The sequence below is a fragment of the Bradyrhizobium sp. genome, from assembly GCF_035309285.1.
Lineage (GTDB): Bacteria > Pseudomonadota > Alphaproteobacteria > Rhizobiales > Xanthobacteraceae > Bradyrhizobium.
Genome location: NZ_DATGFH010000102.1, coordinates 39,590 through 64,753, shown reverse-complemented (window position 1 = coordinate 64,753; position 25,164 = coordinate 39,590). Strand labels below are relative to the sequence as shown.

26 protein-coding genes are annotated in these 25,164 nt (G+C 64.4%); 11 read left to right on the top strand and 15 right to left on the bottom strand.

The window, feature by feature from the left end:
• Positions 1-2 precede the first annotated feature (2 nt).
• The 4 genes from VKR55_RS20625 to nth all read right to left on the bottom strand — a co-directional run bounded on the left by VKR55_RS20625 (position 3) and on the right by nth (position 4,065).
• A complete protein-coding gene (locus tag VKR55_RS20625) occupies positions 3-1,472 on the bottom strand; it encodes a DHA2 family efflux MFS transporter permease subunit (protein ID WP_324406268.1) in 1,470 nt (489 codons plus the stop codon).
• Positions 1,473-1,534: 62 nt separating this feature from the next.
• Positions 1,535-2,038 carry an isoprenylcysteine carboxyl methyltransferase family protein gene (locus tag VKR55_RS20620; RefSeq protein ID WP_324406185.1) on the bottom strand — a complete coding sequence of 168 codons (504 nt, stop codon included), beginning with the start codon at positions 2,036-2,038 and terminating at the stop codon, positions 1,535-1,537.
• Positions 2,035-3,087, bottom strand: coding sequence for a type III polyketide synthase (locus VKR55_RS20615; RefSeq protein ID WP_324406184.1), 1,053 nt, complete (start codon positions 3,085-3,087; stop codon positions 2,035-2,037). Before VKR55_RS20615 ends, VKR55_RS20620 begins: the two co-directional genes overlap by 4 nt.
• 162 nt (positions 3,088-3,249) lie before the next feature.
• Complete coding sequence (gene nth / locus VKR55_RS20610; protein ID WP_324406183.1) at positions 3,250-4,065, bottom strand: endonuclease III; 816 nt, start codon at positions 4,063-4,065, stop codon at positions 3,250-3,252.
• Positions 4,066-4,087: 22 nt separating this feature from the next.
• Here nth and VKR55_RS20605 point away from each other — a divergent pair, with 22 nt between their 5' ends.
• A complete protein-coding gene (locus VKR55_RS20605; RefSeq protein ID WP_324406182.1) occupies positions 4,088-4,603 on the top strand; it encodes a DUF2244 domain-containing protein in 516 nt (171 codons plus the stop codon).
• A gap of 59 nt (positions 4,604-4,662) precedes the next feature.
• Entirely contained in the window at positions 4,663-5,565 is a 903-nt protein-coding gene (locus tag VKR55_RS20600; RefSeq protein WP_324406180.1) for a bifunctional helix-turn-helix domain-containing protein/methylated-DNA--[protein]-cysteine S-methyltransferase, read from the top strand.
• A gap of 34 nt (positions 5,566-5,599) precedes the next feature.
• On the opposite strand, the gene VKR55_RS20595 is transcribed toward VKR55_RS20600, so the two are convergent.
• From VKR55_RS20595 to dnaK, 8 genes are all read right to left on the bottom strand, one after another.
• Entirely contained in the window at positions 5,600-6,223 is a 624-nt protein-coding gene (locus VKR55_RS20595) for a 2,3-bisphosphoglycerate-dependent phosphoglycerate mutase (protein WP_324406178.1), read from the bottom strand.
• A 24-nt stretch (positions 6,224-6,247) separates the two neighbouring features.
• The gene (gene dapB / locus VKR55_RS20590; protein WP_324406176.1) at positions 6,248-7,063 is read right to left on the bottom strand and encodes a 4-hydroxy-tetrahydrodipicolinate reductase; all 816 of its coding nucleotides are present in this window, start codon (positions 7,061-7,063) and stop codon (positions 6,248-6,250) included.
• Between the two features lie 109 nt (positions 7,064-7,172).
• Positions 7,173-7,475: a DUF1330 domain-containing protein gene (locus tag VKR55_RS20585; protein ID WP_324406175.1), complete on the bottom strand. Its 303-nt coding sequence runs from the start codon at positions 7,473-7,475 to the stop codon at positions 7,173-7,175.
• 18 nt (positions 7,476-7,493) lie between these two features.
• Entirely contained in the window at positions 7,494-8,207 is a 714-nt protein-coding gene (gene pyrF / locus VKR55_RS20580) for an orotidine-5'-phosphate decarboxylase (protein WP_324406174.1), read from the bottom strand.
• 7 nt (positions 8,208-8,214) lie between these two features.
• A complete protein-coding gene (locus VKR55_RS20575; RefSeq protein WP_324406172.1) occupies positions 8,215-8,793 on the bottom strand; it encodes an NADPH-dependent FMN reductase in 579 nt (192 codons plus the stop codon).
• A gap of 51 nt (positions 8,794-8,844) precedes the next feature.
• Complete coding sequence (locus VKR55_RS20570; RefSeq protein WP_324406171.1) at positions 8,845-9,444, bottom strand: class I SAM-dependent methyltransferase; 600 nt, start codon at positions 9,442-9,444, stop codon at positions 8,845-8,847.
• Positions 9,445-9,627: 183 nt separating this feature from the next.
• Positions 9,628-10,761, bottom strand: coding sequence for a molecular chaperone DnaJ (gene dnaJ, locus VKR55_RS20565; protein ID WP_324406169.1), 1,134 nt, complete (start codon positions 10,759-10,761; stop codon positions 9,628-9,630).
• Between the two features lie 140 nt (positions 10,762-10,901).
• On the bottom strand, positions 10,902-12,800 hold the full coding sequence (gene dnaK / locus VKR55_RS20560) for a molecular chaperone DnaK (RefSeq protein ID WP_324406168.1): 1,899 nt from the start codon (positions 12,798-12,800) through the stop codon (positions 10,902-10,904).
• A gap of 391 nt (positions 12,801-13,191) precedes the next feature.
• Between dnaK and VKR55_RS20555 the strand changes: the two genes are divergently transcribed.
• A complete protein-coding gene (locus VKR55_RS20555; protein ID WP_324406166.1) occupies positions 13,192-14,133 on the top strand; it encodes a hypothetical protein in 942 nt (313 codons plus the stop codon).
• Positions 14,134-14,183: 50 nt separating this feature from the next.
• On the opposite strand, the gene grpE is transcribed toward VKR55_RS20555, so the two are convergent.
• A complete protein-coding gene (gene grpE / locus VKR55_RS20550; protein ID WP_324406164.1) occupies positions 14,184-14,807 on the bottom strand; it encodes a nucleotide exchange factor GrpE in 624 nt (207 codons plus the stop codon).
• 123 nt (positions 14,808-14,930) lie between these two features.
• Positions 14,931-16,019, bottom strand: a complete 1,089-nt coding sequence (hrcA, locus tag VKR55_RS20545; RefSeq protein WP_324406162.1) for a heat-inducible transcriptional repressor HrcA — start codon at positions 16,017-16,019, stop codon at positions 14,931-14,933.
• Between the two features lie 162 nt (positions 16,020-16,181).
• Between hrcA and rph the strand changes: the two genes are divergently transcribed.
• Genes rph through hemW form a run of 3 tightly spaced genes read left to right on the top strand, consistent with a single transcriptional unit; the run spans position 16,182 to position 18,678 of the window.
• Positions 16,182-16,895, top strand: coding sequence for a ribonuclease PH (gene rph, locus VKR55_RS20540; RefSeq protein ID WP_324406161.1), 714 nt, complete (start codon positions 16,182-16,184; stop codon positions 16,893-16,895).
• 3 nt (positions 16,896-16,898) lie between these two features.
• A complete protein-coding gene (gene rdgB, locus VKR55_RS20535) occupies positions 16,899-17,534 on the top strand; it encodes an RdgB/HAM1 family non-canonical purine NTP pyrophosphatase (protein ID WP_324406159.1) in 636 nt (211 codons plus the stop codon).
• Complete coding sequence (hemW, locus tag VKR55_RS20530) at positions 17,521-18,678, top strand: radical SAM family heme chaperone HemW (RefSeq protein ID WP_324406157.1); 1,158 nt, start codon at positions 17,521-17,523, stop codon at positions 18,676-18,678. Before rdgB ends, hemW begins: the two co-directional genes overlap by 14 nt.
• 27 nt (positions 18,679-18,705) lie before the next feature.
• On the opposite strand, the gene VKR55_RS20525 is transcribed toward hemW, so the two are convergent.
• Positions 18,706-19,938 carry a penicillin-binding protein activator gene (locus VKR55_RS20525; protein WP_324406155.1) on the bottom strand — a complete coding sequence of 411 codons (1,233 nt, stop codon included), beginning with the start codon at positions 19,936-19,938 and terminating at the stop codon, positions 18,706-18,708.
• 228 nt (positions 19,939-20,166) lie between these two features.
• Between VKR55_RS20525 and rsmI the strand changes: the two genes are divergently transcribed.
• The 5 genes from rsmI (at position 20,167) to VKR55_RS20500 (ending at position 25,152) form a co-directional block, all read left to right on the top strand.
• On the top strand, positions 20,167-21,132 hold the full coding sequence (gene rsmI / locus VKR55_RS20520) for a 16S rRNA (cytidine(1402)-2'-O)-methyltransferase (RefSeq protein ID WP_324406267.1): 966 nt from the start codon (positions 20,167-20,169) through the stop codon (positions 21,130-21,132).
• Positions 21,119-21,520: a YraN family protein gene (locus tag VKR55_RS20515; RefSeq protein WP_324406154.1), complete on the top strand. Its 402-nt coding sequence runs from the start codon at positions 21,119-21,121 to the stop codon at positions 21,518-21,520. Before rsmI ends, VKR55_RS20515 begins: the two co-directional genes overlap by 14 nt.
• Before the next feature lie 44 nt (positions 21,521-21,564).
• Positions 21,565-22,506, top strand: coding sequence for a glutathione synthase (gene gshB / locus VKR55_RS20510; RefSeq protein WP_324406152.1), 942 nt, complete (start codon positions 21,565-21,567; stop codon positions 22,504-22,506).
• Positions 22,507-22,780: 274 nt separating this feature from the next.
• Positions 22,781-23,578, top strand: coding sequence for a Flp pilus assembly protein CpaB (gene cpaB, locus VKR55_RS20505; protein ID WP_324406150.1), 798 nt, complete (start codon positions 22,781-22,783; stop codon positions 23,576-23,578).
• 14 nt (positions 23,579-23,592) lie between these two features.
• Positions 23,593-25,152 carry a type II and III secretion system protein family protein gene (locus tag VKR55_RS20500; protein ID WP_324406148.1) on the top strand — a complete coding sequence of 520 codons (1,560 nt, stop codon included), beginning with the start codon at positions 23,593-23,595 and terminating at the stop codon, positions 25,150-25,152.
• Positions 25,153-25,164: the final 12 nt, after the last annotated feature.

The following is a 25,164-nucleotide window of genomic DNA, read 5'->3' as shown; positions in this document are numbered from 1 at the left end:
CGTCATCTGGCGTCGCGCGCGAACGGCACCAGCAACAGACCTATCATCGCAAAACCGGCGAGTAACAGCCAGGCCTCGTTGATGCAGAGCGCAAGCGCCGCCTTCTCGACCAATGGCCGCACGTAAGCGATTTCGGCGTCGGTTGGCGGGCCAGCCGCGCGTTTGAGCAGCAGCGACGGGTCGAGCCCGATCACCTTCGCCGCGGTCACGTCTCCGGCCAGCAGGCGCTCGCGGAAATTCTCGGCATAGGTGACGACGCGGCCGTAAATGACGGTGTCGATCAGCGCAATCCCGATAGCACCACCGAGGTTGCGCATCAGGTTGAAGAGGCCGCTGGCATCGGCGACTTCGATTTCCGGCAGATCGCCAAGCGCGATGCGGGTCGGTGGCAACAGGCAGAACATGATTGCAACCCCGCGCAGGACCTGCGGCCAGAACATCTCGTTGAAATCGGCGGTGCGTGGCTGGAGATAACTCAAGGCGAGGCCGAGCGCGAACAGGGCGAAACCCGCCGCCGTCAGCCGCCGCGCGCCGATGCGGCTCTCCAGCACGGCGGCAACTGGCGCGGCGATGAGCTGTGCCACGCCGGTGACCAGCATGACCGTGCCGATCTCGAAGGCGTCGTGGCGGCGCACAAACGCCAGGAACACCGGCATCAGATAGACCGAGCCGTAGAGCCCGACGCCAAGACAGAAGCTCAAGGCACATCCGAGCGCGAACGAGCGCCGTCTTAGCGCAACGAGCCGCAGCACCGGATGCGCCGCGCGCGAGGTCCGCCACAGGAACAGGGCGAGACCGACGGCGCTCGCGAGCAGCAGGCCAGCACAGGATGTGGAAAGCCAGCCGCGTTGCGGTGCCTGCTTCAGGCCGATCTCGAGGCTCGCCAACGCAGCCGCCATCAGGATCAGCGAAACAACATCGAGCTGTCGCAGCTCACCGAGAAAGGGTTTATGGCGCGGCAACAGAAATGGCGTCACCGTAGCTGCGATGAGGCCGGGAACGACATTGATCAGGAACAGCCAGGGCCACGACCAGGTCGCGGTGATGAAGCCACCGACGATGGGCCCAATCGTCGGCGCCAGCACCGCGACTACGCCGCCGATCGTGGTGGCGACCGCATGCAGCCTTGGTGGAAACAACATGAACACCGCCGAGAATACGGCGGGGATCAGCGCACCGCCGGAAAATCCCTGCACGATGCGGAAGACGAGCAGTATCGCGAAATCTGTACTGAGGGCGCAGCCGATCGAGGCAAGCGTGAACAGCGCGACCGCGGCCACGAACAGCCAACGCAGGCTGAACGTGCGCGTCAACAGCCCGGTCAAGGGAATGGCGATCACTTCGGCGATCAGATAGGCAGTCTGGATCCAGCTCATCGCGTCGCGGGAAATGCCGAGCGCGTCCTGGATCGAAGGCAGCGACGTCGCGACCACCTGGATATCCAGGATCGCCATGAACATGCCAAGACACATCAGGAGGAAGCCGGACCATATCGAGGCATCGGGCGCCGGCACGCCTGTCTCCTGCAGCGCGTTCATGACGGCGCGCGACTTAATTCGTGGAGGGCGCGGCTTTCGGCGCGGATGCGGATGAACAGCACCGCTCCATTCAGGATCGTGAACACCAGCGCCACCGCCGGCAGGTGCAGCGCCAGCGGGAGCAGTGCAATTTCCCCGACGACCACGGCGTAGTTCGGGTGGGCGAGATAGCGATAGGGACCGGCAGTGATCAGCGTTTCACCCGGCAGCACCATGATGCGCGTGGTCCAGCGCAATCCGAGGGTCGCGAGAACCCACACGCGAACACCCTGCAGCGCGACGAACCCGGTCAACAAGACCAAATTCACTTCCTGATCTCGTCCATAGACCCACAAAACGATCAGCCAGGCCGCGTGAACCGCGACGATCAACGGGTAATGCGCTGCATCAATCTCGAATGCGCCGCGCGCCAGCAGCCTTTTCGTATTGTGGTGCGCCAGCATGAGCTCGCCCAGCCGCTGCAGCGTCACCAGCGCGAGGATGGTCGAGGCGAGGCTCATGCCGCGTGCCGCAAGGCGACACAGCTTGCGGTAAAGCCCGGTCCGAGTGCGGTCAGAAGCGAGCGCGGCGGCATGCCTTGGGCCAGCGCGCGTTCCAGCACGAACAGCACGGTCGGCGCCGACATGTTGCCGTAGTCGGCGATGACGTCACGCTCATGATCGAGCGCGCCCTGCTGCAGCGAGAGCGCGCGCTCCAGCGCCACGATGACCTTGGCGCCGCCGGGATGACAGATGAAGCGGTCGATCTCGGCGAGCGAGAACTCCATCTTGGCGACCATCTCGGCGACGGCGTCTCCCATGTGCTCCTGCACGAAATCGGGAATCGTCCGCTGAAAGATCACCCCAAAGCCTTCGGGATCGACGCTCCAGCCCATGATACCGAGCGTTGCCGGCCAGAGCTTTTCGCCGGATGCTTCGACCCGCGTCATCCCGCCGTCGCCAGCGCGGAGCACCACGGCAGCAGCGCCATCGCCGAACAGGCTCGCGGCGACGATATTGGCCTTGGTCAATTGATCATGCCGGACCGCGAGCGTGCAAAGCTCGAGCGCGACCAGCAGTACGTTGGTTCCGGGTCGCGATTGCGCCAGCCGCGCCGCGATCGCAAGCCCCGACACGCCGCCCGCGCATCCGAGGCCGAACACCGGTACACGGGAGACGTCACTGCGAAATCCCATCAGAGCCGCGACGCGCGCTTCCAGGGTTGGCGTTGCAATGCCGGTCGAGCAGACCGTGACGACGGTATCGATGTCGCTGGCAGCAGTATCGGCCCGCGCCAGCGCTTTCCGCGCGGCATCGACAAACAGCTTTTCAGCGCCTTCCAGAAAGGCTTTCGTGCGCTCGGGCCAGCCGCGCCGCTCGAGATACCATTCGATCGGCATGACGCCGTAGCGATGGCGAATGCCGGTGTGCGCGAACAGGCTCGCAAGCGTTTCGAACTCCGGATAGCGATCCGCCATCACGCCACGCGCGGCCGCAAGTATCTGATTCTGGTGAAATTGATGGGGCGGGACCGAGGTCGCCAGTGAAACGAGCGCGGCCGTCTGCTTCATCTGGCTGTCCCTGCCTCTGTTACCCCAAAGGTCAAGAACCGCACAAAAAGGCGATTATTTCGGCGACGTTCCGAACCGCCTCTTCACACTAAGTTGATGGCATCCTCAATGTTTAGCGAACACGTAACGCTGCGGTTGCCAGCGCACGTCCGCACCGCATTCTCAGACCGTCTTTTCGGGCCAGCGGCAAAGATCGTTGATCAGGCATACCTCGCAGCGCGGCTTGCGCGCGAGGCAGGTGTAGCGGCCGTGCAGGATAAGCCAGTGATGGGCGTGCAGCATGAACTCGGAAGGAATGATTTTCTCCAATCCAAGCTCGACCTCGAGCGGCGTCTTGCCGGGCGCAAGCCCGGTGCGATTGCCGACGCGGAAGACGTGCGTGTCTACTGCCATGGTATGCTCGCCATAGGCCATGTTGAGCACGACATTGGCGGTCTTGCGGCCCGCGCCCGGCAATGATTCGATCTCGGCGCGCGTGCGGGGCACCTCGCCGCCGAAATCGGCGAGCAGCATCCGCGACAGCGCGATCACGTTCTTCGCCTTGGTTCGGTAGAGGCCGATGGTCCTGATGTAGTCGCGCAACCGCCCTTCGCCGAGTTCGAGCATCTTCTGCGGGGTATCGGCAACCTTGAACAATTCGCGCGTTGCGCGGTTGACGCCGGCGTCGGTCGCTTGCGCCGACAACACGACGGCAACCAAAAGCGTGAACGGATTGAGGTGCTCCAGCTCACCCCTGGGATCGGGATTGGCTTTGCGGAAGCGCTCAAAAGCCTCGCGGACTTCCACCGGAGTCCAGGGTTTGGCGGTTTTGGCTCTCGTGGTCCTGGCTTTGATGGTCCTGGCTTTGGTGGCCTTGGGTTTCTTGGCCTTTTGGGCCTTTCTCGGAGCGGCATGTGCCGACTTGGCCTTTGCCGCCTGCTTCGGCAACGATCGAACGGAAGCCTGTTTGGTGCGTTGGAGGCGGATGATTTTGGCCATGGAGGGGATATACTGATACGCCATGACCGCAGGCAACGATTTTGATCCCGACGGGCCCGACCCGGTGCTGTTCTCGGCGCTGCTCACACCGCACCGCTCGCTCAACCGCTCTGGTTTCCTGCTGGTAATGGCGTTCCTCAGCGTGATCAGCTTTGCAGCCGGCGCGGCGTTCCTGCTGATGGGGGCCTGGCCTGTGTTCGGCTTTTTCGGCCTCGACGTGCTCGCAATCTACTGGGCCTTCAAGATCAATTTTCGTCGTGCCAAGGCCCGTGAAGAAATTTCGGTGACGCCGAGCGAACTCCGCCTGCGGCGGATCAGCCATCGCGGCCATATCGCCGAATGGGTGCTCAATCCGCTCTGGGTGCGGGTCGACCAGGTCACCCATGAGGAGTTCGGCATCGAGCACCTCTATCTGGTGTCCCGCGGGCACCGGATGGCGGTCGGCAGCTTCTTGAGTCCGGATGAAAAAGCCAGCTTTTCCAATGCCTTGAAGGCAGGGCTCGCCGCCGCCCGGCGCGGCGTGACTTATAACCCTTAAGCTAGGGCTTGTCGGGAATCGGGTGGTTTGAAATGGGCCGGCGACCTACATCAGACACCATGATGACACTCGCCATACATGATTTGCGCCTGGCCAAACCAGGCACCCAGGCCGCCGCGCTGCGCGACTATGATTCCGTTCGCCGCGCGATCGCCTTCATCTCCGAGCACTGGCGGACGCAGCCGACCATCGAAGCCGTGGCAGACGCCGCCGGTGCAACGCCCGACGAGCTGCACCACCTGTTCCGCCGCTGGGCCGGCCTGACACCCAAGGCCTTCATGCAGGCACTCACCCTCGACCACGCGAAGGGCTTGCTGCGGGGGTCGGCCAGCGTGCTCGATGCCGCACTCGACTCCGGTCTCTCGGGTCCGGGACGGCTGCACGATCTGTTCGTCACCCACGAAGCGATGTCACCGGGCGAGTGGAAGAATGGCGGCGTCGGCATGACGATACATTACGGCTTTCACCCCTCGCCGTTCGGTACGGCCATCGTGATGGCAACCAGCCGCGGGCTCGCGGGACTGGCCTTCGCCGATCCCGGTGAAGAGCAAATCGCACTCGCCGACATGAAGGGGCGCTGGCCGAACGCGACCTATATCGAGGATTATATCGCCACGGCGCCGCTGGCGCAGCGCATCTTCACCCCCAAGCTATGGCGACCGGATCAGCCGCTCCGCGTGGTCCTGATCGGCACCGACTTCGAGGTTCGGGTGTGGGAGACGCTGTTGAAGATCCCGATGGGCAAGGCGGTCTCCTACTCGGACATCGCGACCTCGATCAAAAGCCCGAAGGCCTCGCGCGCGGTCGGAGCGGCGATCGGCAAGAACCCGGTGTCGTTCGTGGTGCCCTGCCATCGCGCGCTCGGCAAGGACGGCAAGCTGACCGGCTATCACTGGGGCATCACCCGCAAGCAGGCGATCCTCGGCTGGGAAGCCGGACAAGTCAGCGCGAAGGCTGCGTGAGATGCGCGCCTTTGCCCACCCCACGCAGTCTCACTTATGCTGCGAGATCCAGCTTAGATTCCACGGTGGCGTCGTCGTTGAGCCGATAGATGATCGGCACGCCGGTGGCGAGCTCGCGCTTCAGGATGCTTTCAGGTGAAAGCCTCTCCAGCACCATGATCAGCGCGCGAAGCGAATTGCCATGGGCTGCAACGAGCACCCGCTCGCCGCGCAGCACGCAGGGCAGTATCTCCTGGACGTAGTAGGGCAAGGCACGCGCCAATGTATCCTTCAGGCTCTCGCCGCCAGGCGGCGCCACGTCATAGGAGCGGCGCCAGATCAGCACCTGATCCTCGCCCCATTTCTTGCGCGCGTCGTCCTTGTTGAGGCCGGAGAGGTCGCCATAGTCGCGCTCGTTCAGCGCGAGATTCTTCCTGGTCGGCAGGCCGGTCTGGCCGATCTCGGACAAAATCAGATCGAGCGTATGCTGAGCGCGCTTCAAGACCGAGGTGAAGGCAATGTCGAACTTCAACCCTTGCGCCCTCAGCTTGCGGCCGGCGTCTTTCGCCTCAGCAATGCCCTGCTCGGTCAGATCAGGGTCCTTCCAGCCGGTGAAGAGATTCTTCAGATTCCAGTCGCTCTGGCCGTGGCGCACGAGCACAAGGAGACGATCGCTCATTATCGTGATTCCATTTCGCGGATTTCAGAAGTCGCTCAGCCCCAGCACGTCGGCCATCGTGTAAAAGCCCGGTTTCTTGCCGTGCGCCCACAACGCCGCCTTCAACGCACCATGCGCGAAAAGGATGCGATCCTCCGCATGATGTGAGAGGACGACGCGTTCATGAGGCCCGGCGAAGATGACGCTGTGGTCGCCTGCGGAGGTGCCGCCGCGCAAGGATGCGAAGCCGATATCGCCCGAACGGCGCGCGCCGGTGACGCCGTCGCGCCCGCGTACCGATCGCTGTTCAAGGGCGATCTTGCGGCCCGCAGCGGCGGCCTCGCCCAACATCAACGCGGTGCCCGATGGCGCGTCGATCTTGGCCCTGTGGTGCATCTCCAGGATTTCGATATCGAAGGTCTCTCCGAGCGACTGCGCCACGCGCTTGACCAGCGCCGCCAGCAGATTGACGCCAAGGCTCATATTGCCCGACTTCACCACGACCGCGCGCTCGGTGACGCTTCTGATCACGGCCTCATCGGACGGGGAGAGGCCGGTCGTGCCGATCACGTGAACAAGACCGCGCTGGGCGGCGATCGCGACATTCGCGATCGTGGCGCCCGGCACGGTGAAATCGAGGATGCCGTCGGCTTCTTTCGACAGCGCCCAGAGATCGGCCGAGAGCTTGATCCCGTTCTCGGGGAGGCCAGCGAGGACACCGGCGTCCCTGCCGAGAAGCTCCGATCCCGGTGCCTCCAAGGCACCAGTCAGGACGGCCCCGGGGGTTTCGGAAATCACGCGCGTCAGTGCCCGGCCCATGCGACCGCCGGCTCCTGCAACAATCAAACGCATATCAGCCATGGCAAAACCTCTCCCCGCCCTATAGCGGGCGCGGGCCGTTCCGGCAACCAGCGGGGAACCGAGGGTCATTCACCTCGTCATGCCCTGGCATGACGAGGAATGGTGAAGGTCAGGGCTGCGGCCCGTCGAAGCCTTCGATGATGATGAGGTCGGCGATCGAATGCGGCTGCCGCCGTTTGATGTTCTCCTGGTATTCCGGCGAGCGATAGCAGGCCATCGCGGCCGCGTAGTCCGGAAATTCGATCACCACATTGCGCGAACGGCTCTGGCCCTCGACGCCTTCGAACGCGCCGCCGCGGACGACATAGCGAGCGCCAAATTTCTTGAAGATCGCGGGATTGGCCGCGGCATAAGCTTTGTAACCTTCCTCATTGTGGACGTCGACGCGACCGATCCAGTAGCCTTTTGCCATTGTTGATGTTCCTTCCCTTCAGGCCGCCAGAGGCGGGGTAATCTCAGCCAGAATGGCTTCGGCGACGGCCTTGGGATCGGCAGCCTCAATCACAGGCCGCGCCACCACCAGATAGTCGCTGCCGGCGGCGATCGCGCGCGCCGGCGTCATGATGCGTTTCTGGTCGCCGGTCGCCGTGCCCGCCGGACGGATGCCAGGCGTGACCAGCCGCATCTGGTGACCGATGATCTTGCGCAAGGAGGCAGCCTCCTCGGGCGAGCAGACGAGGCCATCGACCCCGAGCACCTGCGCCTGCTGGGCGCGCGCCTCCACCAGATCGGACACGCCGAGCCGGTAGCCGGCGGCATGCAGGTCGCTATCGTCGTAGGACGTGAGCACTGTGACTGCGAGGATCTTCAAATCCGTCCCAGCGCGCGCCTCGACTGCAGCCTTCATGGTCTGCGGATAGGCATGCACGGTCAGGAAGGTCGCACCCGTTCTGGCGATGCTCTCGACGCCGCGCGCGACCGTGTTGCCGATGTCGTGCAGCTTCAGATCGACGAAGACCTTCTTGCCCTGGTCGGCAAGCTTGCGCACCAGCGGCAGCCCGCCGGCATAAGCGAGTTGATAGCCGATCTTGTAAAAGTTCACGCTGTCGCCAAGCTTGGCAACCATGGCTTCCGCCCGTTCGACGTCGGGCAGATCAAGCCCGACGATCAGCCGATCTTTCACGGGGATGTTGGCTGGCTGCATAGTCACCTCACATCATGTGCTGGGAGACTTCGATCAATTGCCGCACCAGCGCCTTCAGCGCCTCGATATCGGCCTCTTTCTTCAATCTGTCCATATCGTCATAGGCCTGATCGGCGAACGACAACGCAAGCTGATTGGGCACCACCGTGGCGTGGCAGGCCGAGAGAATCAGCCGCAGCGCGGCAAGCGCGCGCGTTCCGCCGAGCCGTCCTTCGGACGCCGCCGCAATCGCGAAGGGCTTTTCCCGAAATACCTGGCCGCGGGCCTCGTGCGGATCCTGCACGCGGGTGATCCAGTCGATGGTATTCTTGACGAGTGGCGGCACCGAGGAGTTGTACTCGGGCGTCACGATCACCACGCCATGATGCGAGCCCATCATGCGCTTTAGATTGACCGCGTTCTTCGGCACCCCGGATTTCGCCTGCAGGTCGCCGTCATAGATTGGCAATGGATAGTCGGCGAGCGATATCCGCGTCACGTCCGCGCCGGCTTGCGCAAACTCATGGGCCGCTGCCATCGCCAGCTTCGCATTATGCGAACCGGTGCGCAGCGAACCGGGGACGACCAGGATTTTCAGCGCGGACATTGAAAATGCATTCGGGGCTTTCATCGCCCAGCGAATGCGCGCCGGGCGGCATCAATCCTTGCGATACACCCAGACGCGAGCAGGCGGAAGATTCATCCAGATTCGCTCGGACGCCTCTGTGGACACGCCGGGCAGCGATTTCGGAATCGGCGGCGCGACCGAATAGGTGAACTGCACGAAGGGTGCGCCGGGCGCGAGCGCCGCGAAGGCGTCGCGGATCAGCTTCAGGCGCGTCAGCATCGGCTTGGTGACCAGCGGCAAGCCGGACACCATCGCCGACGCCGGCGCGCTCAGGACATTCCAGAGCGTATCGCGCAAGGTATAGGCGTCGCCCTGCACCACCTTCGCCTGCGGATAGCGGTCGCGCAGCAGCGCACAAAAGCCGGGATTGTATTCGACCAATACCAGCCGCCTGGGGTCGACGCCGCGAGCAATCAGTGCGGTGGTGATGGCACCGGTACCCGGTCCCAATTCGACGACGGGGCCCTCGGCATCCTTATCGACATATTGCGCCATCGTGCGCGCGAGCAGCCGTCCTGACGGCATGACGGCGCCCACATGCAACGGCTTTTCGATCCATGACCGCAGAAAACGAACCTCGTCGTCAAGACGAGGCTTCTTCAACGCGCGCACGGACGATTGCAAAGGCATTGTCAGTACCAGACGGGACACCGCGGGATTTCGCGGTGGATGTCAGAAAACAGTCATCAAGACGTATAGGTCCAAAGCAGGGCGGTCAAGCCAAACGCGGCCGCGGCCACGCAGCCAGGGCATTCGCGAATAGCGATAAGGCTCGGTGATTTCTCAATTTTTTCGCGCAGGCCCGCGGCGCGGCTAGCCGGTGGCGCGGTTGCCGAAGAAGTCCTTGACCTTGGTGAAGAAGCCCGCGGCCTCCGGCTGGGTCACGCCGGAGGAGAGCTTTTCGAACTCAGCCAGCAATTCCTGCTGCTTCTTGGTGAGATTCTGCGGCGTTTCCACGACCACCTGGACGTACATGTCGCCGGTCTGGCGCGAGCGGAGCACCGGCATGCCCTTTGACGCGATCCGGAAGCGGCGGCCGGACTGGGTTCCGGCGGGCACTTTCACCTTGGTCTTGCCCTTGTCGATGGTCGGCACCTCGAATTCGCCGCCGAGCGCTGCCGTCACCATCGAGATCGGCACGCGGCAATGCAGATCGGCGCCGTCGCGCTGGAAGAACTGGTGCGCCGTCAGCGACAGGAAGATGTAGAGGTCGCCGGGAGGCCCGCCGCGGACGCCGGCCTCGCCTTCACCGGCGAGCCTGATCCGCGTGCCGTCCTCAACACCCTGCGGAATGTTGACCGACAGCGTGCGATCGCGCTGCACCCGGCCGGAGCCCAAGCACGACGGGCAAGCGTCCTCGATCATCTGACCACGGCCCTGACAGCCAGGGCAGGTCCGCTCCAGCGTGAAGAAGCCCTGGGCCTGCCGCATCCGCCCTTGCCCACCGCACATCGAGCAGGTCTTCGGCTTGGTGCCGGCCTTGGCGCCGGTGCCGGAGCAGGAGTCGCAGGTGACTGAGACCGGAATCTCGATCTGCGCGGTCTTGCCCTGGAAAGCCTCCTCCAGGGTGATTTCCATGTTGTAGCGGAGGTCGGCGCCGCGCTCGCGGCCGCCACGACCGCGGCCACCCGCCATGCCGAACAGGTCTTCGAAAATATCGGAGAAAGAAGACGCGAAGCCGGCGCCGAAGCCGGGATGACCGCCGCCCGGGCCGCCATGCTCGAACGCAGCGTGCCCGAACCGGTCATAGGCGGCACGCTTGTCGTTGTCCTTCAGGATCTCGTAGGCTTCGTTGATTTCCTTGAACTTGATCTCGCTGGTCTTGTCGCCCGGATTGCGGTCCGGATGCCACTTCATCGCGAGCTTGCGGAAAGCCGCCTTGAGCTTGGTCTCGTCAGCGTTGCGTTCGACTTCCAGGGTTTCGTAATAGCAGCGCTTGGTGGACATCAGTCAGACCCGCCCGAACTTCGTCTTCATCCCGCAAGGATGTCAGAAAGATGCAGCCTGCGGCTTAATGAAAAATGACCCCCACCCATCGAGACGCTGCCGGCGCTCTTTGGAATGAGGGTCATGGCTATGTCCGCTCTTTAAGCAGACTTCTTGTTCTTGTCGTCGTCGACTTCGGTGAACTCCGCGTCGACGACGTCGTCCTTCGCAGCATCCTTGGCCGCGTCGCTCTCGGCCTGCTGCTTGTACATGGCCTCACCCAGCTTCATCGAGGCCTGCGCCAGCGTGTTGGTCTTGGCCTTGATCGCCTCGGCATCGTCGCCCTTCAGCGCTTCCTTCAGGTCGCTGACGGCATCCTCGATCGAACGGCGCTCGCCGTCGCCGATCTTCGAGCCGTGCTCGGCGAGTGCCTTCTCGGTGGAATGCACCAGCGCGTCGGCGTGGTTCTTGGCGTCGACCGCCTCGCGGCGCTTCTTGTCGGCCGCGGCGTTGGCTTCGGCGTCCTTGACCATCTTATCGATGTCGGCTTCCGACAGGCCGCCGGAGGCCTGGATGCGGATCTGCTGCTCCTTGCCGGTCGCCTTGTCCTTGGCCGAGACGTTGACGATGCCGTTGGCGTCGATGTCGAAGGTCACTTCGATCTGCGGCATGCCGCGCGGGGCCGGCGGGATGCCCATCAGGTCGAACTGGCCAAGCATCTTGTTGTCGGCGGCCATCTCGCGCTCGCCCTGGAAGACGCGGATCGTCACCGCGTTCTGGTTATCCTCGGCGGTCGAGAATACCTGGCTCTTCTTGGTCGGGATCGTGGTGTTGCGGTCGATGATGCGGGTGAACACGCCGCCCAGCGTCTCGATGCCGAGGGACAGCGGGGTCACGTCGAGCAGCAGCACGTCCTTGACGTCGCCCTGCAGCACGCCAGCCTGGATCGCAGCGCCGATCGCGACGACTTCGTCGGGGTTGACGCCCTTGTGCGGCTCCTTGCCGAACAACTGCTTCACCACTTCCTGCACCTTGGGCATGCGGGTCATGCCGCCGACCAGCACCACCTCGCCGATCTCGCCGGCGGTGACGCCGGCGTCCTTCAGCGCCTTGCGGCAAGGCTCGATCGTTTTCTGGATGAGGTCGTCGACCAGCGCCTCGAACTTGGCACGGGTGAGCTTCATGGTCAGGTGCTTGGGACCGTTCTGGTCCGCGGTGATGAACGGCAGGTTGATTTCGGTCTGCGTGGTCGAGGACAGCTCGATCTTGGCTTTTTCAGCGGCCTCCTTCAGGCGCTGCAAGGCGAGCTTGTCGTTGCGCAGGTTGATACCCTGTTCCTTCTGGAACTCATCGGCAAGATAGCCGACCAGGCGCATGTCGAAGTCTTCGCCGCCCAGGAACGTGTCGCCATTGGTCGACTTCACCTCGAACACGCCATCGCCGATCTCGAGAATCGAAATATCGAACGTGCCGCCGCCGAGGTCGTACACGGCGATAGTGCCGGATTTCGACTTGTCGAGGCCATAGGCAAGCGCGGCCGCCGTCGGCTCGTTGATGATGCGCAGTACCTCGAGGCCGGCGATCTTGCCGGCGTCCTTGGTGGCCTGGCGCTGGGCGTCGTTGAAGTAGGCGGGGACGGTGATGACGGCCTGGTCGACCTTCTGGCCGAGATGCGCTTCCGCGGTCTCCTTCATCTTCTGCAGGATGAAGGCGGAGACCTGCGAGGGCGAATAGGTTTTGCCGTCGGCCTCGACCCAGGCGTCGCCGTTGGAGGCCTTCACGATCTTGTAGGGGACGAGCTTCTTGTCCTTCTCGACCATCGGGTCGTCATAGCGGCGGCCGATCAGGCGCTTCACCGCAAAGAAGGTACGCTCGGGATTGGTCACCGCCTGACGCTTCGCAGGCTGGCCGACCAGGCGTTCGCCATCATCGCTGAAGGCGACAATCGACGGCGTCGTCCGCATGCCCTCGGAGTTCTCGATGACTTTGGCGTTCTTGCCATCCATTACGGCGACGCACGAATTCGTGGTGCCGAGATCGATCCCAATGACCTTTCCCATGGTCTCTATATCCTTCCGTTTGCGGCAGGTCGGCTGGACCCTGACGGCGCCCGGTCCGTACCCCCTTCAGATCAAATACTCGCGATATTGCGACGGTGAGCCTCATATAGGAGGGTGACCCCGGCCCGCAAGGACCGGACCGCAACGTTAAGGCCCGAAAACCCGCGCCGTTGAAAGATAATATCCGTTCTGTCGGTCTCGACTCCGCCCCGTCAATGCGACCGTTAATCTACGGGCAAGGCGCCGACCCGGACCTCGGGTGCGGCGCTCTGCCCTGTTGCCCCGCGGTCAAAACCGCTAAAAGCCTCCCGACTCCGACGGTCCTTGACACTGGCGAGACCGCGCCGGCCGATCATCTGATCGCCTCATTGCCAAACCAAAAAGGCCCTTCATGAAGCGTCTTCGACACCTGACCGTGGCTGCGTTGCTTCTTTTGGCGACACAGCCAGCGTTTGCCGCTGACGTCACCTATCCGACGGGGGTCCGGGTGGGATTGACGCCTCTGGTCGGCCTCTCCCGCGCCAAGACCTTCTCCGGGTTCGAATCGGACGATCATTCCGTCAAGGTTCTGGTCACGGAGCTTCCGGCCGACGCCTTCAACGAGGTCAAGACCGCCTTCTCCAAGCCCGACGCGGTGGGCCCGACCGGCATCAGGCCGCAAACGATCGATACGGCGGCCGGCCCTGCCTACTACACCGTCGAAACCGCCAAGGACGGTGCGACCACCGTGAAGCGCTATTCGATGATGCTGTCGGGCGGCACTTTCTCCGGCTATGTCGCCGTGCAGATTCCCGAGAACGCCGCCAAGATCTATTCCGACGACGCGGTTCGCCAGATGTTTGCCTCCGCCGCCGTTCGCAAGGAGGTGCCGGTCCAGGAACAGCTCTCGATGATGCCGTTCAAGCTGACCGAGTTCGCCAATTTCAAGAATGTCCGCACGCTGGCGCCCGGCGCTGCCCTGGTGCTCGCGGACGGCGACGAGACCACCGGTTTCGAGCCGGCTCCGTTCATGGTGATCGGCATCGTCGGCGCCACACCGCCGGAGCCGGGCGACCGGGCGAGGTTCGCGCAGGAATCGGCAACCGATATCCCGGGGGTACGCGACTGGAAGATGACCATGTCGGAACCGATCCGGGTCGACGGCCAGCAGGCTTACGAAACCCGGCTCGATGCCACGAGTGGCAAGGACAATACGGCAGTGACGGTGGTGCAATGGCTGATCTTCGGCGGGCCGAACATGCTGCGCATCATCGGTAGCTCCCCGCGCGACAAATGGTCGGAGGCCTTCCCGCGCTTCCGCGCGGTGCGCGACGGAATCCAGCCGCGCGGCTGATTTCCAAGTTCGCGCAGGCGGACGAGGCCGTGCGCCGGCAACAGCGCCAGTCAAGCCGCGTTGTTGGGCTCGTTGCCGTTGGCGGCCGCGGGCGCCGCCTTGGCGCCGCCTTTCGAGACACCAACCAGTGCCGGACGCAGCACGCGCTCGCCGATCATGTAACCGGCCTGTACGACCTGGACCACGGTGCCCGACGGCACCGACGGATCGGGGACCTCGTACATCGCCTGCTGAAAGTTCGGATCGAACTTCTCACCGGACGGATCGAACTTCTTCACGCCGTTCTTTTCCAGCGCGTTGAGCAACGAGCGCTCCGTGAGCTCGACGCCCTCGATCAGCGCCTTCAGCCCGGGGTCGGCCGCTGCGCGGGCCTCGGAGGGGACTGCATCGAGCGCGCGCTGCAGATTGTCTGCAATCTCGAGCACGTCGCGCGCAAAGCCGGTGATGCCGTAGGTCTTGGCATCGGCGACCTCGCGGCGGGTGCGCTGGCGCAGGTTCTCCATGTCGGCCAGCGTACGCAACATCTTGTCACGCGCGTCGGCGACTTCCTTCGCCAGCATCTCAACCGATCCGGGCTCGGGATCGTCGGGCATGATGTAGGGTTTTGAAACCACGGGCTCGCTGGCCTGCGCCGGGTCCGCCGGATCTTTCTTCTGCAGGTCGGGATCAGTCATGGCTTGCCTTCTCGAAAACTCGCGCTGGAACGAATGACAGGAGATGTTGGCCGCCATATCGTGCTTTGGCCGGCGAAAATCAAGCGCTCGTGATCGCCGGGAATCCGCTTAGATTGGTCGCGATCAGCCGCCCAGAAGCCGGCTGATGATACGCGCGGCATAGTCCACGGTTGGAATCACCCGTGCATAATTGAGCCGGGTCGGCCCGATCACGCCGAGGACGCCGACGATCCGCCCCGCGGCATCGCTATAGGGCGCCACAATGGTGGAGGAGCCGGACAGCGAGAAGAGTTTGTTCTCGGAACCAATGAAAATGCGCACGCCTTCAGCGCGCTCGGCGCGGCCGAGCAGGTCGATGACGCCGCGCTTGGTCTCGAGATCATCGAATAGCGATTTCACCCGCTCGAGATCCTCGAGCGCGTGCAGGTCCTCGAGCAGATTGGCGTGACCGCGCACGATGAGCTGGCGGGCCTCCTTCTCACCGCCGGACCAGCTCGCAATACCGGCCGCGATGATTTTCTGGGTAAGCTGGTCGATCTCGGCGCGATCCTGCGCGAGCGCCGTCTCGAGCTCGAGCCGCACTTCCGCCAGCGTCCGGCCGCGGATTCGCGCATTGAGGAAATTGCCGGCTTCGGTCAGCGCGGAGGAGGGTACGCCGAGCGGCAACGTCAGCACGCGATTCTCGACCTGGCCATCCTCGCCGACCAGCACCACCAGCGCCCTCTCCGGCTCCAGCCGCACGAACTCGATGTGCTTCAGCCGAGAATTGGATTTGGGGGTCAAGACCACTGCGGCCGCGCGGGTCAGGCCCGAGAGCCGGGTCAAGGCTTCGTCCAGCGCCGCTTCGACCGTTTGCGCCCGGCCGACGGCGGCGAGCTGGCTCTGAATCGACTGCCGCTCCGCCTCGGTGAGGTCGCCGATCCGCATCAAGGCGTCGACAAAAAAGCGCAAGCCGAGCTCTGTCGGCAGCCGGCCGGCCGAGGTGTGTGGCGCATAGATCAGGCCAAGCTGCTCCAGATCGGCCATCACATTGCGCACCGACGCCGGGGACAGCGGAACCGCGATCAGCCGTGAAATATTTCGTGACCCGACCGGCTCGCCGGTTGCGAGATAGCTTTCGACGATTTGCCGGAAAATATCGCGCGACCGCTCGTTGAGCTGGGCAAGCCCGGCGGACGGCGTGATCAGGCTGATCGGATCGTGGTGGGCCAAGGGATGCTCCTTTGCGCACCACTAATTTGTCTATCCGAAAAGCCCGTGACAAGCTCCGTTTGCCGGACCCAAAAGCAGGGTTAAGGGCCTTGCCGCGCCCGATTTGCGCTCCTACAAGCTCCCGCGAACGAGAGATTTGCCGGATTTGCTGGAGGATTTTCCATGCGGCCAAGCCGCCGTGCCCCCGATGAGCTGCGCGCCGTGTCGCTGGAGCGCGGGGTGGTCAAATATGCCGAGGGCTCCTGCCTGGTGAAATTCGGCGATACCCATGTGCTGGTGACGGCCACGCTGGAGGAGCGGTTGCCGCCCTGGCTGAAGGGGCAGGGGCGCGGCTGGGTCACGGCCGAATACGGCATGCTGCCGCGCGCCACGCTGGAACGCACCCGCCGCGAGGCCTCCGCCGGCAAGCAGGGCGGCCGCACCGTCGAGATCCAGCGCCTGATCGGCCGTTCGCTCCGCGCCACCATCGATCTCGAAGCGCTCGGCGAGCGCCAGATCACGGTCGACTGCGACGTTCTGCAGGCCGATGGCGGCACGCGCACCGCCTCGATCACCGGCGCCTGGGTCGCGCTCGCCGACTGCCTCAACTGGATGAAGACGCGCAACATGATCAAGACCAATGTGCTGCGCGACAATGTCGCTGCCGTCTCCTGCGGCATCTATCAGGGCATGGCGGTCCTCGACCTCGACTATGCCGAGGACTCGGAAGCCGAGACCGATGCCAATTTCGTCATGACCGGGGATGGCCGCATCGTCGAGGTGCAGGGCACGGCCGAGAAGACGCCATTCACCCAGGACGAGTTCCTGGCGTTGATGGCGCTGGCGAAGAAGGGCGTGTCGCGTCTGGTCGATCTGCAAAAGCTTGCGGTCAGCTAAACCATGCATCGCCGGATCAAAGGCAGGCTCGTCATTGCGACACACAATTCCGGCAAGCTTGCCGAGATGCGCGAGCTGCTCGCGCCCCATGGCATCGAGGCGGTCTCTGCCGGCGAACTTGGACTCGATGAACCTGACGAGGTCGGCACAACATTTGTCGCGAACGCGCGGATCAAGGCCGTCGCCGCCGCAAAGGCCGCGAAGCTGCCGGCGTTTGCCGATGATTCCGGCCTTGTAGTCGATGCGCTCGATGGGGCACCAGGGATTTATTCGGCGCGCTGGGCCGGGCCGAACAAGGATTTCAACGCAGCGATGGCGCGGGTCGAGCGGCTATTGCAGGAGCGGGGGGCGACCGCGCCGGACAAGCGGGCGGCGCATTTCGTGTCCGCGCTCTGCGTCGCCTGGCCCGACGATCATCTGGAAGAAGTCGAGGCGCGCGCCGATGGCACGCTGGTCTGGCCGCCGCGCGGCGCGGCCGGCTTCGGCTACGATCCGATGTTCCAGCCCGACGGGCACGCGCGCACCTTTGGCGAGATGACGAGCATCGAGAAGCACGGCATGCCGCCGCTGGGTCTCGGTCTCTCGCACCGCGCCCGCGCCTTCGTCAAACTGGCGGAGATCTGTCTTGACCGGCGCTAAGCGAGAGGCCTTCGGCGTCTATGTGCACTGGCCGTTCTGCCTGTCGAAATGCCCGTATTGCGACTTCAACAGCCATGTTCGCCACGCTGCAATCGATGAGGATCGATTCGCCAAGGCCTTTGCGCGCGAGATCGAGACCACGGCCGAGCGAACGGGGCCGCGCGAGGTCTCGTCGATCTTCCTCGGCGGCGGCACGCCGTCTTTGATGCGCCCCGAGACCGTCCGCGCAGTTCTGGATTCGATCGGCAGGCATTGGCGAATCGCTGACGATGTGGAGGTGACGCTGGAAGCCAATCCGACCAGCGTCGAGGCCACCCGCTTTGCCGGCTATCGCGCCGCCGGCGTCAATCGGGTTTCGCTCGGCGTGCAGGCGTTGGATGATTCATCTCTGAAGGAATTGGGACGCCTGCATTCGGTACGCGAGGCGCTCGATGCGGTCGCGATCGCGCGCAAATCCTTCGATCGTTACTCCTTCGACCTGATCTACGCGCGCCCCAATCAGACACCGAAGGACTGGGCGGATGAACTGGCACTCGCGATCAAGGAGGCGGCCGAGCATCTGTCGCTCTATCAACTCACGATCGAGCAAGGTACGCCGTTCTTCGGTCTGCACGCGGCCGGCAAGCTGAAAACGCCGGACGAGATCACCGCTCGCGCGCTCTACGACGTCACGCAGGACATCTGCGCCAAGCACGGCCTGCCGGCCTACGAGATCTCCAATCATGCGCGCAAGGGCGCGGAGTGCCGGCACAATCTCGTCTACTGGCGCGGCGAGGAATATGCCGGCATCGGGCCGGGCGCACATGGCCGTCTCGATATCGAAGAAAGCCGGCACGCGACCGCGACGGAAAAACGCCCCGAAGCCTGGCTGATGCGGGTCGAGGCCAACGGCCACGGCGTCATCACCGACGACGTGCTCAACCGCGAAGAGCGCGCCGATGAATTTCTGCTGATGGGCTTGCGGCTCGCCGAAGGCATCGATCCCAAGCGTTACGCGGCGCTATCGGGCCGCGCGCTTGACGAGCGCCGCATCGCCCTGTTGCGCGAGGAGGGTGCGATCACCGTCGATGCCGACGGACGCTTGCGTGTCACACAGGCAGGATTCCCCGTGCTCGACGCGGTCGTTGCCGATCTCGCGGCGTGATCGGCTTCGTCGTCCCCGCGAAAACGGCTATGCGCCAAAGCTCTTCGGCGAGCCCGCAACCGGAATGCCGGCGCTGCCGCCGACGCGCATGACCGCAAGGCCGCGTTCATTGGTGCCGTCCTGGCGGAAGCGGAACAGCCCGTCGATACCGGCAAAGCCGGACGGGCTGGTCAGCACGTCGGGCGAGAAGCGCTGCGCGCCTTGCGTTCGTGCAAGAGCTGCAACCAGCGCAACCGCGTCATAGGCGAGCGTCGCGGTTCGCACCGGCTCCCCGCCATAGCGCGTGCGGTAGCGGCCGGAGAAGGCGCGGAAGCCCGCGGGGTCCGGCGCCGCATAAAGGCCGCCCTGCAGGTTGGGGCTGCCGAACACGCGCGGATTGTCCCACAACCCGGTGCCGAGCAATTGGATGTTGCGCAGGTTGGCGCCGGCAGCCGTCAGGGCGTCGGCGGTTGCCACGACGGAATCGCCATCATCGGCAAGCAGGAGCGCGTCGGCCTGGCCAAGCTGCTGCGCCACGTTGCGCGCCGGCGTGGCGCGATCGGCGCCATATTTCGCGAACGCGACGACACGGCCGCCGCGGCGACTCGCTGCGTTCTTGAAGGCGACCTCCACGACATTGCCATAGGCGTTGTCCGGCACCATCGCGGCAAAGGATTTCTTGCCGATGCTCACCGAATATTCGACGATGCGGTTGACGTCGGATTCGGGGAGAAAGCTCAAGAGATAGACGCCGCGGTTTGCAACGGATGAATCGGTGGAGAATGCAATCACCGAGATGCCGCGCGTGCGTGCGACCTGCGCTACCGCAGGGACCGACAGGGCAAACAGCGGTCCGAGGATGATCTCCGCGCCCTCGTCGACTGCCTGCTGCGCGCCCCCTTGGGCGCCCTGCGGATTGCCGCCGTCATCCTTGACCAGAAGCTGGATGTTGGGGTTCTGGAATTCGGCGAGCGCCATCTCGGCGGCGTTCTTCATCGATTGCGCCGCAACGCCGGCATTGCCCGAAGCGGACAGGGGCAGGATCAGCCCGACCTTGACCTGGCCGTTGCCAATTGCGACCGGCTGCTCGGCGGGCCCGGCCGGCGCCGACGGCGTGCCCGAGCCCGAGAACGGGCTGGAGAACTGGCTGAGGCTTTGCTGAACGCCCGCGCAGGCCGAGAGCAGGGGCGCGCCGAGCAAAAGACCGATCGCAGTCCGCCGGGTCGCCTTCAGTTGTTGCGGACCCGTCGGTTCAGACTTGGGTTTATGCGGCCCCACCATTGCATCTCTTTCCTGCCCGCCCGCAGCGGGCCGGGTCTCCCTCCCGGAGAAAGAATGGAGGGTGGATTAGGCATATTGTCGACGAATAGTTAACCAAAACAAAAGGATTATGGCCCCGCCGATGGCCCGTTCCCGCGGCTTGCCTGCCGCTTTCCAACCCTTCACGACCACCCTGAGTTGACCCCGCAATGGTGGCGTCGGGGCTATCTGCGCTCTAAGTTAGGCATTATGCGCGTAAAAACAGCCCCGATAAATACCGAAGGCCGGACGGAACCCACTTCCCGCGGCTTCACGGTCGGCGGCCATGTTTTAGCCGCACCGAAGGCGGCTGCCGGGCTTCATCTTGTCGCGACCCCCATCGGCAATCTCGGCGACATCACCCTGCGGGCGCTGGAGACGCTAGCCGGCGTCGACCTGATCGCTTGCGAGGATACCCGCATTACGCGGCGGCTGGCCGAGCGTTACGGCATCGCCGTGGAACTCACCCCCTATCATGAGCACAACGCCGCGGCCGCGCGGCCCAAAATCCTGGAGCGGCTGGCGCGGGGCGCGTCGATCGCACTGGTCTCGGATGCGGGCACGCCGCTGATCTCCGACCCCGGCTACAAGTTGGTGCGCGAAGCCTCAGCCGCCGGGCGCGCGGTTCATGTGCTGCCGGGTCCCTCATCGGTGTTATCAGCGCTTTCGGTCGCGGCCCTGCCGACCGACCGGTTCTTTTTCGAAGGCTTTTTGCCCGCGAAAGAGACCGCACGTCGCGCACGGATCGCGGAGCTAGCCCGAATTGAGGCGACGCTGGTGGTGTTCGAATCCGGCAATCGGGTGCGGGACACGCTGCGCGATCTGGCTGGTCCCGATCTCGCCAGTCCCATGGGCGCACGACAGGCCGCGATCTGCCGCGAGCTGACCAAGCTGCACGAGGAGGTTTCTCGCGCGACCGTTACCGAGCTCGCCGCCAGCGCGGATCAGCTCGAAACGCGCGGCGAATTCGTTCTGGTTATCGGCCCGCCCGCGGCAGACGCGCAGGTGCTGACCGCAGACGCATTGGACAACCTCTTGCGCATCCAACTTGCTGATCACAGCGTAAAAGACGCGGTGGCACATGCGGTCGAGCTGTCAGGCCGGCCGCGTCGCGAGGTCTATGCCCGTGCGCTGGAATTGGCCAAGCAGCTCAAGGGCGGCCATGGCGAAGACTGAGCGCACCGCGCCCAAGAAAGAAGCCTCGCCCGAGCGCGTCGCCGCCTTCCGGACGGGGCTATCCGCGGAAGGTCGCGCCGCCGCTTACCTGATGGCCAAGGGCTATCGCATCCTTGCCAAGCGCTTCCGCACACCGCATGGCGAGATCGACCTGGTCGCCAGGCGGCGCAACCTGATTGCCTTTGTCGAGGTCAAGGCCCGCGCAACGCTGGATGAAGCCGCCTTCGCCGTCACGCCGCAGCAGCAGGCGCGCATCATCAATGCTGCCGAGGCCTGGCTCGCCGCGCACCCCCAATATGCCGAATTCGAGCTGCGTTTTGACGCAATCCTGATTGCGCCGTGGCGCCTGCCGCTCCATCTGTTAGCAGCCTTCGACGCCAGCCCTTGACGCTCCCCTCCCAAACCTTTCACGCCAGAGATTCGAGCCTTTCCATGAAACTGAACGTTGCCGTCCAGATGGACCCCATCGCGCGCATCAATGTCAGCGGCGATTCCACCTTTGCGCTGCTCCTGGAGGCGCAGAAGCGCGGCCACGGGCTGTCCTATTACACCCCGGACAAACTTTCGCTGTTCGGAAGCGAGCTGTTCGCGCCGATCCAACTCCTGACCGTGCGCGATGAGCCCGGCAATCACTTCACCCTCGGCGAGCCCCGACGCGAGCCGCTGGCTTCTTTCGACGTAGTGCTGTTGCGCCAGGATCCGCCGTTCGACCTCGCCTACATCACCTCGACGCATTTCCTCGAGCGCATTCATCCAAAGACCTTGGTCGTGAACGACCCGACCAGCGTGCGCAATGCGCCGGAAAAGCTGTTCGTGATGGACTTCCCAAAGCTCATGCCACCAACGCTGATCTCGCGCGATCTCGCCGAGATCAATGCCTTCCGCGACGCCCATGGCGCGGTGGTCATGAAGCCGTTGCACGGCTTTGGCGGCGCCGCGGTGTTCCGCATCATGCCGCAGGACATGAATTTCGGCTCGCTGTTCGACATGTTCTCGGTGACCTTCAAGGAGCCCTGGGTGATCCAGCGCTTCCTCCCCGAGGTCAAACGCGGCGACAAGCGCATCATCCTGGTCGACGGCGAGTTCGCCGGGGCCGTGAATCGCGTGCCGGCAGCGGATGACCTCCGCTCCAACATGGTGCGGGGCGGTGCCGCAAAGGCGACCGAGCTGACGCCGCGCGAGCAGGAGATCTGCACAACCCTCGGCCCCGAACTGAAGAAGCGCGGGCTGCTGTTTGTCGGCATCGACGTGATCGACGACTATCTCACCGAGATCAACGTGACCTCGCCGACCGGCATCCGCGCCGTCGCCCGTCTCGGCGGGCCGGACATCGCCGCCAGGATCTGGGACGCGATCGAGGCCAGGCGGAGGTAGGCCGCCGATCTTCCCTACAACCGTGCTTCCGCCTGTTGCGGCCACTGCACGTCACGAGGGCCCGAGGAGCGTCGGCGGCTGCCGCTGTCAATCGGGCAAGATACGGAGATTCGCGCGAGCGGCGATAACGTCCCGTTCACTATGAGGATCGATGCCTTAATTCCGCCGTCCCCTCGGGGGCGGACCTCAAGTCCGCTTATACCTTTGCTGCTTAGTCCTGCTCATTGGGAAGGGAACCCAACGTGCCTTCGGGCCAGAGCAGATAGTAAAGCGTATGTATACCGCCCGGATTGTCGTCCTGATCATTGCGCTAGGCGCAGGCGGCTTGGCTGCCTACCTCGCGAGCGGGATCAACAGCAGGCCCACCGCGCCGGTCCAGCCGGTCGCGCAGGTGCAAACCGTCGACGTCCTCGTCGCCAAATCCGACATCGGTCTTGGCCAGACGACCCGGCCCGAGGATCTGGAGTGGCAGACCTGGCCGAAGGGCCTGGCAAGCAGCACCTTCATCACGCGCGCTTCGCGTCCTGACGCTGTCAACCAGATCGCCGGCTCGATCGCGCGCACGCCGATCCTGGCCGGTGAGCCGATCCGCGAGCAGAAGCTGGTGAAGGCCGAGGGCTCGGGCTTCATGGCCGCGATCCTGCCGAGCGGCATGCGCGCCGTCTCCACCGAAATCTCGCCTGAGAGCGGCGCCGGCGGATTCATCCTGCCGAACGATCGCGTCGACGTCGTGCTGACCCGGCGCGAGAAGAATGCGGAGCACCCCAATCAGCCCGATGTCGTCCTCGCGCAGGTCATCCTGTCGGGCATCCGCGTGCTCGCGATCGATCAGGCGCCGAAGGAAAAGGACGGCCAGAACGCGGTGATCGGCAAGACCGCAACCCTCGAACTGAAGCCCGAGCAGGTCGCGATCCTGGCGGTGGCGCGCCAGGCCGGCACCATCTCGCTGGCACTGCGCAGCATCGCCGACGCCAAGGCAGTCGACTCCCCTGTCGAAGGTCAGGCTCCCACGAACATCAACGTCAACGTCGTGCGCTACGGCGTTGCCAGCCGCGCAACGGCACAGAAGTGACCGAAGGTACCGCTATGAAAATCAGGGCGAACGAGCCGAACAAATCCATCACCCGCGCGCTGACCCTTTCGGCGGTGGTGGTGCTCGCCCTGCACCTTGGCTCGTCATGGGCCGCTGACGAGCCGCATCCCGCGCCGCCCGCCACCACGAGCGCAGCGCCCGCGCCGACAGGTTCGCAATCTCCGGCAACGGAGGCGCCCTTTGTCGCCACGGCTACACCGCCCGCGCCGAAGGTTACCTCGAGCATCCCCGTCCGCACCCGCTTCCTTCCGCTCGGCGTCGGCAAATCGGTCGTGGTCGACCTGCCGCGCGACGTGAAGGACGTGCTGGTCGCAGACCCCAAGATCGCGAACGCCGTGATCCGTTCGTCACAGCGCGCCTACATCATCGGAGCGGCCGTGGGCCAGACCAACGTCGTGTTCTTCGACGCCGATGGGCAGCAGGTCGCAAGCTACGACATCGCGGTCAAGCGCGACCTCAACGGCATTCGCGCCGCGCTGCATCAAACGCTGCCCGGCGTCCAGATCGAGGGCGTCGGGGAAGGTGTGATGCTGACCGGCTCGGTGTCGAGCCCGATCGAAGCGCAGCAGGCGGGCGACATCGCCGCGCGCCTGGTAGGCGGCGCCGACAAGGTGGTGAACAGCATCGTCGTCAAGGGCCGCGACCAGGTCATGCTGAAGGTGCACGTCGCGGAAGTGCGCCGCGACATCATCAAGCAGATGGGCATCGATCTCAGCGCCAGCATGAACTACGGCACCGCGGTCGTGAACTTCAACAACTCCAATCCGTTCACCGCGCTCGGCGCCCCGCTCGTCTCCACCAACGGCCTGCAGGCGGCCGGCCTGCTCAAGGGATTGCCCACGGTGAGCGCGACCCTGCGCGCTATGGAGAGCGCCGGGGTGATCCGCACTCTCGCCGAACCCAACCTGACCGCCATCTCCGGCGAGTCGGCGACCTTCATCGCCGGCGGCGAGTTTCCGATCCCGGCCGGCTATTCCTGCGATCCGGTCACGCATGTCTGCACCACCCAGATCACCTACAAGAAGTTCGGCATCTCGCTGAACTTCACGCCGGTCGTGCTGAGCGAAGGACGCATCAGCCTGCGGGTGATGACCGAAGTTTCGGAATTGTCCAACGAAAATTCGATTACCCTGTCGCAGGCGCTGAGCGGTAGCGGGACGAATTCCATCACCATCCCGTCGATCCGGACCCGTCGCGCCGAGACCACGCTGGAGATTCCCTCCGGCGGCTCGATGGCCATGGCCGGCCTGATCCAGCAGCAGACCAAGCAGGCCATCAACGGCATGCCCGGCATCGATTCGATTCCGATCCTGGGCCAGCTGTTTCGCAGCCAGGATTTCGTCAACAACGAAACCGAGCTGATGGTGTTGGTGACGCCCTATGTGGTCCGCGCGGTCCCCGAGAAGGACCTGTCGCGGCCCGACGACGGCTTCGCACCGGCGTCCGACTCGCAGTCGAGCCTGCTCGCCCGCATGAACCGGATCTACGGCATCGCCGCGCATATGGATCCGGTGACCGGCAGCCAGACCAATTTTGGTTTCTTCATTGACTGAGACGGCGCGACG

What these genes read in the sequence shown, in the direction of transcription:
- VKR55_RS20625 (WP_324406268.1), bottom strand. Translation starts at nt 1,472, where the DNA reads ATGTGTCTTGGCATGTTCATGGCGATCCTGGATATCCAGGTGGTCGCG.
- VKR55_RS20620 (WP_324406185.1), bottom strand. Translation starts at nt 2,038, where the DNA reads ATGAGCCTCGCCTCGACCATCCTCGCGCTGGTGACGCTGCAGCGGCTG.
- VKR55_RS20615 (WP_324406184.1), bottom strand. Translation starts at nt 3,087, where the DNA reads ATGAAGCAGACGGCCGCGCTCGTTTCACTGGCGACCTCGGTCCCGCCC.
- nth (WP_324406183.1), bottom strand. Translation starts at nt 4,065, where the DNA reads ATGGCCAAAATCATCCGCCTCCAACGCACCAAACAGGCTTCCGTTCGA.
- VKR55_RS20605 (WP_324406182.1), top strand. Translation starts at nt 4,088, where the DNA reads ATGACCGCAGGCAACGATTTTGATCCCGACGGGCCCGACCCGGTGCTG.
- VKR55_RS20600 (WP_324406180.1), top strand. Translation starts at nt 4,663, where the DNA reads ATGATGACACTCGCCATACATGATTTGCGCCTGGCCAAACCAGGCACC.
- VKR55_RS20595 (WP_324406178.1), bottom strand. Translation starts at nt 6,223, where the DNA reads ATGAGCGATCGTCTCCTTGTGCTCGTGCGCCACGGCCAGAGCGACTGG.
- dapB (WP_324406176.1), bottom strand. Translation starts at nt 7,063, where the DNA reads ATGGCTGATATGCGTTTGATTGTTGCAGGAGCCGGCGGTCGCATGGGC.
- VKR55_RS20585 (WP_324406175.1), bottom strand. Translation starts at nt 7,475, where the DNA reads ATGGCAAAAGGCTACTGGATCGGTCGCGTCGACGTCCACAATGAGGAA.
- pyrF (WP_324406174.1), bottom strand. Translation starts at nt 8,207, where the DNA reads ATGCAGCCAGCCAACATCCCCGTGAAAGATCGGCTGATCGTCGGGCTT.
- VKR55_RS20575 (WP_324406172.1), bottom strand. Translation starts at nt 8,793, where the DNA reads ATGTCCGCGCTGAAAATCCTGGTCGTCCCCGGTTCGCTGCGCACCGGT.
- VKR55_RS20570 (WP_324406171.1), bottom strand. Translation starts at nt 9,444, where the DNA reads ATGCCTTTGCAATCGTCCGTGCGCGCGTTGAAGAAGCCTCGTCTTGAC.
- dnaJ (WP_324406169.1), bottom strand. Translation starts at nt 10,761, where the DNA reads ATGTCCACCAAGCGCTGCTATTACGAAACCCTGGAAGTCGAACGCAAC.
- dnaK (WP_324406168.1), bottom strand. Translation starts at nt 12,800, where the DNA reads ATGGGAAAGGTCATTGGGATCGATCTCGGCACCACGAATTCGTGCGTC.
- VKR55_RS20555 (WP_324406166.1), top strand. Translation starts at nt 13,192, where the DNA reads ATGAAGCGTCTTCGACACCTGACCGTGGCTGCGTTGCTTCTTTTGGCG.
- grpE (WP_324406164.1), bottom strand. Translation starts at nt 14,807, where the DNA reads ATGACTGATCCCGACCTGCAGAAGAAAGATCCGGCGGACCCGGCGCAG.
- rph (WP_324406161.1), top strand. Translation starts at nt 16,182, where the DNA reads ATGCGGCCAAGCCGCCGTGCCCCCGATGAGCTGCGCGCCGTGTCGCTG.
- rdgB (WP_324406159.1), top strand. Translation starts at nt 16,899, where the DNA reads ATGCATCGCCGGATCAAAGGCAGGCTCGTCATTGCGACACACAATTCC.
- VKR55_RS20525 (WP_324406155.1), bottom strand. Translation starts at nt 19,938, where the DNA reads ATGGTGGGGCCGCATAAACCCAAGTCTGAACCGACGGGTCCGCAACAA.
- rsmI (WP_324406267.1), top strand. Translation starts at nt 20,167, where the DNA reads ATGCGCGTAAAAACAGCCCCGATAAATACCGAAGGCCGGACGGAACCC.
- VKR55_RS20515 (WP_324406154.1), top strand. Translation starts at nt 21,119, where the DNA reads ATGGCGAAGACTGAGCGCACCGCGCCCAAGAAAGAAGCCTCGCCCGAG.
- gshB (WP_324406152.1), top strand. Translation starts at nt 21,565, where the DNA reads ATGAAACTGAACGTTGCCGTCCAGATGGACCCCATCGCGCGCATCAAT.
- cpaB (WP_324406150.1), top strand. Translation starts at nt 22,781, where the DNA reads ATGTATACCGCCCGGATTGTCGTCCTGATCATTGCGCTAGGCGCAGGC.
- VKR55_RS20500 (WP_324406148.1), top strand. Translation starts at nt 23,593, where the DNA reads ATGAAAATCAGGGCGAACGAGCCGAACAAATCCATCACCCGCGCGCTG.